General features: G+C 73.3%; 9 protein-coding genes and 1 pseudogene. 7 read left to right on the plus strand and 3 right to left on the minus strand.

Annotation, left to right across the window (positions count from 1 at the left end):
• Positions 1–2 precede the first annotated feature (2 nt).
• Genes mreC through rodA form a run of 4 tightly spaced genes read left to right on the plus strand, consistent with a single transcriptional unit; the run spans position 3 to position 4,778 of the window.
• Positions 3–818: a rod shape-determining protein MreC gene (gene mreC / locus ACXR2U_RS21055; protein ID WP_458827050.1), complete on the plus strand. Its 816-nt coding sequence runs from the start codon at positions 3–5 to the stop codon at positions 816–818.
• A complete protein-coding gene (mreD, locus tag ACXR2U_RS21060; protein WP_458827051.1) occupies positions 815–1,402 on the plus strand; it encodes a rod shape-determining protein MreD in 588 nt (195 codons plus the stop codon). The genes mreC and mreD overlap by 4 nt, the downstream gene beginning before the upstream one ends.
• Positions 1,399–3,579 carry a penicillin-binding transpeptidase domain-containing protein gene (locus ACXR2U_RS21065; RefSeq protein ID WP_458827052.1) on the plus strand — a complete coding sequence of 727 codons (2,181 nt, stop codon included), beginning with the start codon at positions 1,399–1,401 and terminating at the stop codon, positions 3,577–3,579. The genes mreD and ACXR2U_RS21065 overlap by 4 nt, the downstream gene beginning before the upstream one ends.
• Positions 3,576–4,778 (plus strand): rod shape-determining protein RodA, encoded by a 1,203-nt coding sequence (gene rodA / locus ACXR2U_RS21070; RefSeq protein WP_458827053.1) that lies wholly within the window; start codon positions 3,576–3,578, stop codon positions 4,776–4,778. Before ACXR2U_RS21065 ends, rodA begins: the two co-directional genes overlap by 4 nt.
• Before the next feature lie 4 nt (positions 4,779–4,782).
• Here the strand turns inward: rodA and ACXR2U_RS21075 are convergent, their stop codons facing one another.
• Positions 4,783–5,508, minus strand: a complete 726-nt coding sequence (locus ACXR2U_RS21075) for an alpha/beta fold hydrolase (protein WP_458827054.1) — start codon at positions 5,506–5,508, stop codon at positions 4,783–4,785.
• A 91-nt stretch (positions 5,509–5,599) separates the two neighbouring features.
• Positions 5,600–6,229, minus strand: coding sequence for an acVLRF1 family peptidyl-tRNA hydrolase (locus ACXR2U_RS21080; RefSeq protein ID WP_458827055.1), 630 nt, complete (start codon positions 6,227–6,229; stop codon positions 5,600–5,602).
• A 175-nt stretch (positions 6,230–6,404) separates the two neighbouring features.
• On the opposite strand from ACXR2U_RS21080, the gene ACXR2U_RS21085 reads away from it, so the two are divergent.
• A complete protein-coding gene (locus tag ACXR2U_RS21085) occupies positions 6,405–8,360 on the plus strand; it encodes a TIGR03960 family B12-binding radical SAM protein (RefSeq protein WP_458827056.1) in 1,956 nt (651 codons plus the stop codon).
• Positions 8,361–8,389: 29 nt separating this feature from the next.
• Here ACXR2U_RS21085 and ACXR2U_RS21090 read toward each other — a convergent pair whose 3' ends face one another.
• Complete coding sequence (locus tag ACXR2U_RS21090) at positions 8,390–8,941, minus strand: hypothetical protein (RefSeq protein WP_458827057.1); 552 nt, start codon at positions 8,939–8,941, stop codon at positions 8,390–8,392.
• Between the two features lie 285 nt (positions 8,942–9,226).
• Here ACXR2U_RS21090 and ACXR2U_RS21095 point away from each other — a divergent pair, with 285 nt between their 5' ends.
• A complete protein-coding gene (locus ACXR2U_RS21095) occupies positions 9,227–9,964 on the plus strand; it encodes a TIGR03936 family radical SAM-associated protein (protein WP_458827059.1) in 738 nt (245 codons plus the stop codon).
• 152 nt (positions 9,965–10,116) lie between these two features.
• Positions 10,117–10,614: pseudogene (locus ACXR2U_RS21100) on the plus strand (hypothetical protein); the annotation flags it as partial.

Raw genomic sequence — 10,614 nt, forward strand, 5'->3', positions numbered from 1 at the left:
CAGTGTCCCGGCTCTCCACCCGGCAGCGCATCGCTGCGGCGGCGCTGGTGGTCGCCGCGCTCGCCTTCTGCGTCCTCGACCTCGCCGGCGCCCCGCTCGCCGACGCCCACGGCGGAGTCCGCGGCCTGATGGGCTCGCTCTACCGCGGCACCGACACCGTGCTCGGACCCGTGCGTCGTGCGGCCACCGGCGGTGACACCGACGCCGACCTGCAGGCCCAGAACGACGACCTGCGCCGTCAGAACGCCGCGCTGCGGCAGCAGGTCGCCGACGCCGCCGCGGTGAAGGGTCTCGACGCGCTCGGCACGACGCTCGGCGTCGAGATCCACCCCGCCCGGGTCGTCGCGCTCGCCGCGGGGCAGGGATTCGAGTGGACGGTGACGGTCTCGGCCGGCTCCGACGACGGCGTCCGGGTCGACCAGACCGTGGCGGCGGGCGACGCGCTCGTCGGTCGCGTGCTGCACGTCGACCGCACCACCAGCGTCGTGCTGCTCGTGGCCGACCCGGGTGGCGGGGTCGGGGTACGGCTGACGCGCAGCAACCAGCTGGGCGTGGTCACCGGTCGCGGCGCGGCCGGGCTGACGCTCACCCCGCTCGACCCCGGTGCCGACGTGCGGAAGGGCGACGTCCTGACCACCGGACCTGCCGGCGCGACCACGTTCGTGGCCGGGCTGGAGGTCGGCACGGTGACGGCGGTGGCCCACAAGGCCGACGGCAGCACCACGGCCACGGTCAGCCCGGCGGTGTCGCCCACCTCGCTCGACGTCGTCGGCATCGTCATGACCACGCCGGTCTCGGCGCAGGCGGCGGCCCGGTGACCGGCACCCGCGTCGCAGCGGCCATCGCCGCCGTCCTGACAGCACTGTTGCTGCAGGCAACGGTCGTCGGGCCGCTGACCATGCCCGCCGCCGTGTCGCTGCCGGCGCTGCTGGTGACGATCGTTGCACTGCGCAGCGGTCCGTCCACCGGCATGACCTTTGGGTTCGTCACGGGCTTCGTGGCCGACCTCGCCTCCGACCACCCGGCGGGCGTACTCGCGCTGGTGTGGACCCTGCTGGGTGTCGCCGCCGGTCTGGTGCGTCGCGGCAGCACCGACGCCTGGCGCCGGACCAGCGTCGTGGCCGCGGTCCTCGCCACGCTGGCGAGCGTGGCCGCCGGTGTGCTGCTGACGGTGTTCGGCGAACCGGGCGCCGCCACGCTCGCCGTGCAGTGGGCGCCGGTCACCCTGCTGGTGCAGCTGGTCCTCGCCGGACTGCTCTCGCCGGTCGTCACCGCCTTCCTCCACGCCCGCGCCCTGCGCCCGCGCCGCGTGGCGCCCACCGCGTCGGCCGCCCTCGCCCGTCGGCTCGCCGCGGGCACCGGCACCGCCAGCGACGACGTCGCGCTCGTGCACCGCGGATGAGCGGCGTCAGCCACCGCCGGGTGGCCGTCATCGGCGGGGTCATCGTCTGCCTGGTCCTCACGCTCATCGGGCGGTTGACCTGGGTGCAGCTGCTGGACCCGAACAAGCCGCAGCAGAACGCGCTCGACCGCACCGCGGCCATCGTCGTCCCGGCGCCCCGTGGGTTGGTCGTCGACGCCCGTGGCCGCACGCTGGTGGGCAACCAGGCCACGCACGTCATCACCGTCGACCGGCAGCAGGTGCTGGCGCAGCCCGACCGCGGGAAGGCCGTCCTGCAGCGCCTCGGCGACCTGCTGGGGATGGATCCGCGTAACCTCGCGCAGCAGATCACCCCGTGCAGCCCGACGGTTCCGTCGCCGTGCTGGATCGGGGAGCCGTACCAGCCGGTGCCGGTCAGCACCGGTGCACCCGACGCCGCCGTCCTCACCGTCGCCGAGCACCGCGAGCTCTACCCGGGCGTCGCGGTGTCGACCCAGACCGTCCGCACCTACCCGCACGGCGCACTCGCCGCGCACCTGCTCGGCTACACCGGCGCGGTCGACGGTGACGACAAGAAGGCCGACAGTGCGCTGGTCGACTCCGACACCATCGGCCGGGCCGGGCTCGAGGCCAGCTACGACAGCGTGCTGCGTGGGGTCGACGGCGCCACCAACGTCGTCCTGGACCCCGCGGGCAACGTCATCTCCGACGCCGCGGAGACCCCGGCGAAGCCCGGTGACACGCTCGTCACCAGCCTCGACCTCGACGTGCAGGCGCTGGCCGAGAAGGCCATCGCCGACCAGGTCGCGGCGCAACGCCAGAAGGGCCGGCCCGCGACCTCGGCGGCCGTGGTGGTCATGGACCCCAACACCGGACGGGTCATCGCGGCGGCGTCGTACCCCAGCTACGACCCCACGGTGTTCGTCGGTGGCATCTCGGTGGCCGACTACGCCAAGCTCACCGACCCGGCCGCGAACGACCCGTTGGTCGGGCGCGCGATCTCGGGTCAGTACGCACCGGGTTCGACCTTCAAGCTCATCAGCTCGTCCGACGACGTCATGTCCGGGCAGTACAAACTCGGCGACACCTACACCTGCCCGCCGTCACTGCAGATCGACGGCCGCACCAAGACCAACTTCGACTCCGAGTCGCTGCCGGGGCCCATCGACCTGGCCAAGGCGCTGCAGTACTCGTGCGACACCTGGTTCTACCGGTTCGCCGCCGACGAGTACTACGCGGACCAGGCGAAGGTCGACGGCGGCGGCAAGGCGTCGGAGTCGATGCAGCGGATGGCCGCGGCGTACGGGGTCGGGTCCGACCCGGGCCTGGACCTCCCGGCGGACGAGCAGGCGAGCGGCTCCTACGCCGACCGCGAGACCCGCCAGCAGCGGTGGGACGCCAACAAGGCCCAGTACTGCGCGGACGCGAAGACGGGCTACCCCGACGAGCCGGACCCGGCGCAGCGGCAGTACCTCACCCAGCTGGCCAGCGAGAACTGCACCGACGGTTGGCGCTACCGCGCGGGCGACAACGCCGACATGGCGATCGGACAGGGCGAGACCACGATGTCGCCGCTGCAGCTGGCGTTGGCGTACTCGGCGATGGTCAACGGCGGCACGCTGTGGAAGCCCACGTTGGGCTGGCAGGTCGTCGACTCCTCCGGCAAGGTCGTCCGGACGATCTCCCCGACCAAGAAGGCCACCGTGCCGGTCGACCGCGGCGTGCTCGACTACATCGCGAACGCGCTGCAGTTCCAGAAGTCGTACTCGGTGTCCGGTGCGGGCGCGTTCATCACCGCGCCCTACACGCTCGGTGGCAAGACCGGCACGGCGGAGGTCGAGGGCAAGAACGACACCTCGTGGCTCGCCTCGTGGGGGCCGGTGACGCAGCAGGACGGTCACCCGCACGCGCGCTTCGTCGTCGTCGGCATGATGGCCGAGACCGGCACCGGCGCCAGCGCGTCGGCCCCGATGCTGCGTGAGGTGTACGACGGCCTGCTCGGCAACGGTCAGCCCGCGGCCCTGCCGAACGGCACCCCGACCACCAAGCCCGTCAGCGTGCCGGCGGCCGGTGCCACCGGTGGTCTGCGGCCCGCGGGGTCCGGTACGCCGCTCGTCCCGAACCCCGCCGACCCCGGCACCTCCGACGTCCTCCCGCCCCGCGCCCCCGTCACCAAGCCCGCCGGGTCCGGCCGGTGAGCGTCTTCCTGCCGTCGACCGACCGACGCCGACCCGACTGGGTGCTGCTGGGCGCGGCGTTCGCGCTGGCCATGATCGGCGCGCTGCTGGTGTGGGCGGCGACGAAGGACCAGCCCGACGTCAACGGGGGCAACCCGCAGTCGTTCCTGATCCGACACCTGGTGAACGCCGGGATCGCCGCGGTCTTCCTGGCCGTCGTCATGCGCCTGGACCCGCGGCAGCTGCGGCTGTTCGGACCGGTCATCTACGCCGCGTCGATCTTCGGCCTGCTGCTGGTGTTCGTGGTCGGCTCCACGATCAACGGCGCCCACGCCTGGATCCGGCTGCCCGGCTTCGAGGTGCAACCGGCCGAGTTCACCAAGCTCGGCCTGGTCGTGTCGCTCGCCGTCATGTTCAGCGCCCGGGCCGTCGGACGCCGCGACGACGCCCCGCCGTCGTCGTCGGACGTGCTCATCGCGCTGGCCATGATCGCGCTGCCGCTCGGGCTCATCGGGCTGCAGCCGGACCTGGGCTCGGCCATGGTCGTCGCCGCCGCGGCGTTCGGCGTGCTGGTCGTCGCCGGCGTGCGGGCGCGGTGGACGATCGGGCTGCTGCTCGCGGGTGTCCTGCTCGTGTGGCTCGCGGTGAAGTCCGGCGTGCTGGCCGACTACCAACTCGCGCGCTTCGAGGCGTTCACCGATCCCAGCGCCGATCCCCGCGGCGTCGCCTACAACATCACCCAGGCCCGTATCGCGATCGCCAACGGGGGACTGTTCGGCACCGGCCTGTTCCACGGCCCGCAGACCTCGAACGGCTTCGTCCCGGAACAGCAGACCGACTTCGTGTTCAGCGTCGCGGGCGAGGAGCTCGGGTACGCCGGGTCGCTGTTGATCGTCGTGCTGTTCGGCGTGCTGTGCTGGCGCGGGGTGCGCATCGCGCTACGGGCCGACCGCACCGGCCGCATGATCGCCGCGGGCGTCGTGTGCTGGTTCGGGTTCCAGGCCTTCCAGAACATCGGCATGAACCTCGGGCTCACCCCGATCACCGGGTTGCCGCTGCCGTTCGTGTCCTACGGCGGCTCGTCGATGATCGCGCAGGCCATGGCCCTCGGGTTGCTCGAGGCCATCCACCTGCGCGGCGGCCGCCCGCCGCGCTCACCCCGCCCCGGCACCGGGTGGTCGGTCGCTCCGGCCGACCCGGTCGGCACCTCGGTGCACTGACGCGTCAGGCGGAACCTTCGACCGCCGCGACGATGAGGTCGACCGTCTCGTCCGGGTGGCTGATGAACGCGACGTGCGAACTGTCGACCTCGACCGTGGTGGCACCCGCGCGCGCGGCCATCGCCCGCTCGGCGTCCGGCGGGATGGCGTGGTCCTGGGTGGCGACCATCGCCCACGTCGGCAGGGTCTTCCAGGCTGCGGGTCCCGACGGCGTTCCGAGACACGACGCCGCCACCGGGCGCTGACTGACCGCCATGACCGCGGCGACGTCGGCCGGCAGGTCGGCGCAGAACTGGTGGTGGAAGACGGCGGGGTCGATGTAGGCGTCGCCGTCGCCCTCGGGTGCTCCCGGGTAGGGACGGATCACCAGGTGCTCGCCGAGGTCGTTCGACGCGCCGTCGAGCGCGCCCGACGCCGCGAGCGTCTCGCCCTCCTCGGGGAGGTACCCGGCGATGGACACCAGCGCTCGCACGTTGGCGGCGCCCGCCCCGGCGTTGGTGATCACCGAGCCGCCGTAGGAGTGGCCGACGAGCACGACCGGGCCGTCGAGGGTGGAGACGAAGGTCCGCAGCGACTCGCCGTCGCCGATCACGCTGCGCAGCGGGTTCGGCGGTGCGAACACCGGGTACCCGAGCGCGGTGAGACGGGTGATGACCGGTCCCCACCCGGATGCGTCGGCGAAGGCGCCGTGGACGAGGACGATGGTGGGTTGCGCACCCGGACCGGACATGAGCGCCTCCTGGTCGACGGCCGAGACGCGAGCATTCCACCGGACGCGCCGCCCGGAGCCGTTCCGGCGGGTGCCCGATGAGGCAGACCGGTCAGGGGTCGAGCGTGATCTCGACGGCGAGGAAGCGGTCGGGCGTCTGCTGCAGGACCTTCAGCCGCGGGTCGGGGCCGGCGAGCCAGGGACCGGTGCGCCGTGCGACGACGGCGGTCAGCCGCGGATCGGACAGCACGGCGTCGACGGCCGGCCGGTCACCGCCGCAGACCAGGGCGTCGAGCCGCGGGCCGACCAGGATGCGGACCGCGACGTCCGCGGCCTCCCCGAACAACGCCGCCGCCTGGTTGGCCCGGCGCCGCGCGAACCGCTGCTGCGACCACCCGCCCGCCTTGGTCGTGCCCTGGACGTAGGTGGAGTCGACCTTGGAGGCGACCAGCTCCCGGCCGTCGAACACCCCGACCGCGTAGCCGCCGCGGCGGACCAGCAACACCCCGACCGTGCGGCGGACCGCGACGTGGTCGAGCAGTGCACCGTGCAACGGTGCGAAGGGAACGGGGATCCAGGCCCGGGCGCCGTCGGCGCCGGTGAGCGCGACGACCTCGGGACCGGAGAGCGTCTCGACCGCCCCGTGGCGTTCGCCGAACCCGGCCAGCCAGCGGGGGAGACGGTCGAACCCGACCACGACGTGGCGGGCACCCGGAGGTGGCGCCGCGTCAGGTGTGCTCACGCGACGAGTGTGGCCGAGTGGCGCACCGGGTGGTCGAGTGGCGCGCTCGAGGGCGCCAGTCGACGGTGTACCGCGCCACTCGACCGCTGGGGTGGGGCGTGGCGGCGCGGCGCCGGACGGGCCCCCGCCACTGACGGCGCGTCGCCGATCGCCGCGGTCGGTACCCTCGGAGCCCGTGACCGCCACCGCTTCCGACTCCGTGTTCGAGCGGCTCGAGCCGCTGCTCGCCCGGGTCACCAAGCCCATCCAGTACGTCGGCGGCGAACTCAACTCCCGCCCGAAGGACTGGGACGCCGCGTCCGTCCGCTGGGCGCTGATGTACCCCGACGCCTACGAGGTCGGGCTGCCCAACCAGGGCACGCAGATCCTCTACGAGGTCCTCAACGAGCGGCCCGACGCCCTGGCCGAGCGCACCTACGCGGTGTGGCCGGACATGGAGGCGCTGCTGCGCGAGCACGGCGTCCCGCAGTTCACGGTCGACACCCACCGTCCGGTCGGGGCGTTCGACCTGCTCGGCGTCAGCTTCTCGACCGAGCTGGGTTACACCAACCTGCTCACCGCGCTCGACCTCGCCGGCATCCCGCTGCACACCGCCGACCGCGACGAGACCCACCCCGTCGTCGTCGCGGGCGGACACGCGGCCTTCAACCCCGAGCCGGTCTCCGACTTCGTCGACGCCGCCGTGCTCGGTGACGGCGAGCAGGCGGTCGGGATCATCACCGACGTCGTCAAGGCGTGGAAGGACGAAGGCCGCCCGGGCGGACGCCCCGAGCTGCTGTTCCGCCTCGCCCGCACCGGCGGCGTCTACGTCCCGTCGCTCTACGACGTCAGCTACCACGACGACGGCACCATCGCCGCCGTCACCCCGAACCGCATCGGCGTGCCCGAGCGGGTCTCCAAGCACACCGTCATGGACCTCGACGAGTGGCCGTACCCGAAGACGCCGTTGGTGCCGGTGGCCGAGTCGGTCCACGAGCGCATGAGCGTCGAGATCTTCCGCGGCTGCACGCGCGGGTGCCGCTTCTGCCAGGCCGGCATGATCACCCGCCCGGTGCGCGAGCGCTCCATCACCGGCATCGGCGAGATGGTGGCGGCCGGGCTCGCCGCCACGGGCTACGAGGAGGTCGGGCTGCTCTCGCTGAGCTCCGCCGACCACTCCGAGATCGCCGAGATCACCAAGGACCTCGCCGACCGCTACGAGGACGACAAGGTCTCGCTCTCGCTGCCCTCGACCCGTGTCGACGCGTTCAACATCGACCTCGCCAACGAGCTGTCACGCAACGGCCGTCGCTCCGGGCTGACCTTCGCCCCGGAGGGCGGCAGTGAGCGGCTGCGTCGCGTCATCAACAAGATGGTCAGCAAGGACGACCTCATCCGCACCGTCACCACGGCCTACGAGAACGGCTGGCGGCAGGTCAAGCTGTACTTCATGTGCGGTCTGCCGACCGAGACGGACGACGACGTCCTCGAGATCGCCGAGATGGCCCACGACGTCATCCGCGCCGGCCGCGCCGCCACGGGCAGCAAGGACATCCGCTGCACCGTGTCGATCGGCGGGTTCGTCCCCAAGCCCCACACCCCGTTCCAGTGGGCGGCGCAGGCCGCACCCGAGGTCGTCGACGAGCGCCTGCGCAAGCTGCGCGCCGCGATCAACGCCGACCGTTCGCTCGGCCGCAACGTCGGCATGCGCTACCACGACGGCGAACCGTCGATGGTGGAAGGCCTGCTGTCCCGCGGCGATCGTCGCGTCGGCGCGGTCATCGAGCGTGTGTGGCGTGAGGGCGGCCGGTTCGACGGCTGGAGCGAGCACTTCTCCTACGAGCGATGGGTGCAGGCTGCAACGGTCGAGCTGGCCGAGGTCGGGGTCGACCTCGCCTGGTACACCACGCGCGAGCGCGGCGGCGACGAGATCCTGCCCTGGGACCACCTGGACTCCGGCCTGGACAAGCAGTGGCTCTGGGACGACTGGCAGGACGCCCTGTCGGAGTTCGAGCAGGACGACTGCCGGTGGACGCCGTGCTTCGACTGCGGGGTCTGCGACAGCATGGGCACCGACATCCAGATCGGCCCCACCGGTCAGCGGTTGCTGCCGGTGGCGCCGTCCGGGACGTCGTTGCTGCCCATGGCCTGACCGGGCGGGCACCCGCCGCGGCCCGTGGGTCAGCGCGGGATCGCCGCTGACCCCTGCTGCTTGGCCGCCGGGGTGGTGCCGAGGCCGGTGTACTTGCCCGACACCACGTAGGCGGAGACGCCGTAGGTGAGGTAGTACGACGGCGTGCCGGTGGTCGTCCCCAGGTAGTCCGCGTAGACGTACAGGCAGTACTTCGTGGTCCCGCTCGGCTTGACGATCAGCGGGGCCGGGAACGGGTCGTCGACGTCGTCACCCGCGGCGAGGTTGTACCGGGCGAGCAGCACGGCTCCCGTCGCCGACTGGCAGTTCCCGGCGCTGTCGACCGGGTACTGGTTGACCGACAGCTGCTGCTCGGTGGCCGACGAGTTCGCGGACGGGTCCGAGAACTGGATCCGGGAGATGGCGAGCGTCGCCGTCGTCGCCGAGGTGAGCTGGGTGACGGCGTTGTCGGTGTAGCCCAGCAACCACCCGGCGACGCTGATGGAGGCGGTCGCCGGCCCGACGCTCAGCCGCCCGGCCTGGTCGACCTTCGCCACCTTGGACGGATCGCCCGGGTCGGCGATGTTCACGACGGACGACACGGCGACGGCCGTCCCGCCGCCCGCCACCGCCAGAGCCAGAACGGACAGTGCGACGGCGACAGCAGTGCCGTGTCCACGGATCTTCACTCGGTTTCCCCCGGTCCAGACGTGCCCTCGTCCGCGTCCGGATCGCCGCGGCTCCGCCACAGGATCACCCGGCCGAGGCGTGAGCGGGGCGATGTCTGCCCTTCCGGGAAGGGAGTGCGGCGGAGGACCCGGTGGCGGCCTCGGCACACTGGTGCGGTGTCCAAGCGTCAACCGACCGGTCCGCCGCCTCCGCCGGTGGTGCAGCGGGTCCGGCTGCGCTACACCAAGCGCGACCGGATGCGCTTCGCCTCCCACCGCGACCTCGCGCGCGCCTTGGAGCGAGCCATCCGCCGGGCGGGTGTGCCGATCGCGTTCAGCGCCGGGTTCACCCCGCACCCGAAGATCTCCTACGTCGGGGCCGCCCCGACCGGGACGGCGAGTGAGGCCGAGTACCTCGAGATCGGGCTCGCCAAGGCCGTGGACGTCGACCGGTTGCGGGAGGCCCTGGACGCCGCCCTGCCGACCGGGGTCGACCTCGTCGACGCGGTCGAGGCCCGCACGCCCGGGTTCGCCGACCGCATGGAGGCGAGCGCCTGGAGCATCGAGTTCCCGGGCGCCGGGATCATCGAGGTCGAGACGGCCGTGTCGGCCTTCGCCGCGGCCGAGAGCGTGACGGTGCAACGCACCACCAAGAGCGGCGTACGTGACGTCGACGCCCGGGCGGCGGTGGTCCACATCGCCACGCGCACCGTGCCCGGCGGGCCGGAGGACCCACCGCGTGCGATACTGGACCTGGTCGTGCGGCAGGTGATCCCTGCGGTCCGACCCGACGACGTGCTCGCCGCGCTGCGTGCCCTCACCGGGTTCGTCGCCCCGCTGCCGCCCCGCTCCGTGCGGGTGGCGCAGGGTCCGACGACCGGTGCGAGCCCCGCGTCGGTCGGCGATCCCCTGGATCCCGACCGGGAGGCGAGCCCGGCCGTCACCCCGGGTGGGTGACGACCGGTGCCCCGGCACCCGGGGTACGTCCGGCCCCAGACTTCAGCGGGCCCGGCGCAGGCCGAGGTCCGCCGTACCGCCTCCGTGCGGTCGCGGGTGGTTCGGCCGATGTGCCGGTACCCGCGCCCGGGGGCGAGATCGGAGTACCGCACGTGACCGAACCGAACGAACCCACCACCCCCGAGGCGCTCACCCCGCCCGCGGACACCGAACCCACCGCGGCGCCGCCCGCCAAGGCCACCAAGGCCGCGGCCAAGAAGGCCGCCGCCCCGCGCAAGCGGGCGCCGCGCAAGCGCGCTCCGGCCAAGAAGGCTGCAGCTGCAGTCGAGGTCGAGACCGACGCGCCCGCGACGAACGACGGCGCGCCCCCCGTCACCCCGGTCGACGGCCCGGTCGAGCCCGTCGCCCCCACCGTGGGCGAGGTCACCCCGGCCGAGGCCGGTGCCGCAGCCGAACTGCCCCCGACCACGGACGACGGCCCGGTCGGCCCGGCCACGACGCCCGCCGCCGAGGTGGGCACCGACGTTCCCGCCGAGCCGGAGCTCACCGACGAGGAGGCCGAGGAGGCTGCCGCCGAGGCGCTCCGCGCGGCCGTCCTGTTCCAGGCGCCGACCGTCCCCGCCACCCCGCGTCGCCGGCGCCGGGCGGCG

The sequence above is a fragment of the Jatrophihabitans sp. YIM 134969 genome, assembly GCF_054456675.1.